The organism is Seohaeicola sp. 4SK31, assembly GCF_028802875.1.
GTDB lineage: Bacteria > Pseudomonadota > Alphaproteobacteria > Rhodobacterales > Rhodobacteraceae > Seohaeicola.
This window is the reverse complement of the sequence record NZ_JARAMP010000080.1, coordinates 1-1,468: the sequence shown is the minus strand read 5'-3', so window position 1 is coordinate 1,468 and position 1,468 is coordinate 1. Positions and strand designations below refer to the sequence as shown.

Below are 1,468 nucleotides of genomic sequence, written 5' to 3'. Positions count from 1 at the left end.
GCGCAAGATGGCATGGACCCCGCGCACAAGGCGACCGTCCGGCAGGTCGATCAGGTTGACATAGACCGGACCATCCACAATCGCGGCAAGCCGGGCATAGGTTTCGCGTGTCGCCAGATGGGCGGGCACCGACTCGGACGAAAAGGCATCCATCACCGCGGCATCGAACCGGCGATCCGTCTCGTTCAGGAAGACCCGCCCATCCGCATGGACGATCCCGAGGCGTCCCGTGTCGCTTGCACGTCCGGGAGTGTCCGCGCCCGCATCGAAACCTTTTTGCGCGATGGTATCCGCCGCCCAAGGCAGATGGGCGCGCACAACTTGCGTGACCAGCGGATCAATCTCGACCGCCACGGCGCGCGATCCGGGGCGTGCTTCCAGCAGTTTCGTGGGCAGAGAATAACCGCCCCCACCGATGAACAGCACAGAAGGCGCCGGCCCCAGATCGTTGTCCATCCGCGACCAGAGCCATTGGGTATAGGGCATGACAAGTGAGCGTGAGGTCTCGGCCTGTTCGGCCTGCGGCACGGTCTGTTCCGCCGCTTGCAGGGTGCGGTCGGAATAGAGATAGATCACCCTGCCCTGCCGCACCACGTCGATGCAGGACAGGCCGGATTCATAGCGGCAGACCGCGCCGCTGGCCATCGTCGCCATGATCAGGATTGCGGCCACCGCGATGGAGGCCAGGGTCTTGTGCGAGGTGCGCGCCGCTGGTCCTGCGCCGGGCTCGTCTGCACCAGGCGCCTTGCCCTTGATGAAGGGAATGCAGAGCAAGGCGGCAAGGCCGCAGCCCGCGAAAGTGGCGACCGACCCGACAAGGGGAAGGGCCACGAAACCCGCAAGGATCGCGCCGACAATCGCCCCCAGCGAGCCTGCGGCGAGAACGATCCCCAGCGAGGAACCTTCGCGGCCCGGTCGCGCCTCGACCGCCATTTTCGCCAGAAAGGGTGACGGGAAACTGACCAGCACCGAGGCCGGGAAGAATGCCAGGATCACGGCCAGCGACATGCCCCATGTGCCCCGCGCGCCCCAGGCATAGATCAGACCAAGCACGGTGGGCGACAGCGCCATCAACACCGCCGTCGCGATCAGCGCCTTGCGCAGGGCAGCAGCCGCGACATGACGTTCGCGTTCGGCCACCAGCCCCCCAAGCGCGCTGCCCAGCGAGAAGCCCGCCAGCACGACGGCGATCACCGTGGTCCATGTCAGCAGCGATGTGCCGAAGAACGGCGCCAGCACGCGCCCCGCAGCAATCTCATAGGTCAGGCCAAGGGCCGACAGGACAAGGATCAAGCCGATGGTTATCCAGAACTGCATGACAACCTCCGGGCTTTGGGCACAGCTGACATGACGGCTGCTGCCTGCCACCGCATCAGTTTGCAGGTGCAGGGACAAGGCCCAGCAATCCGGCCCGGATACGGTCAAAGATGGCAACGCCGGTCGGGATCAGGGCATCGGGAAAATCATA

Annotated in this window: 1 protein-coding gene; it reads right to left on the bottom strand. The window is 65.4% G+C overall.

Annotated elements, in window-relative coordinates:
- Window positions 1-1,317: fused MFS/spermidine synthase (locus PVW27_RS21460; protein WP_274561239.1), on the bottom strand; the 1,317-nt coding region annotated here is incomplete at its 3' end.
- Window positions 1,318-1,468: the final 151 nt, after the last annotated feature.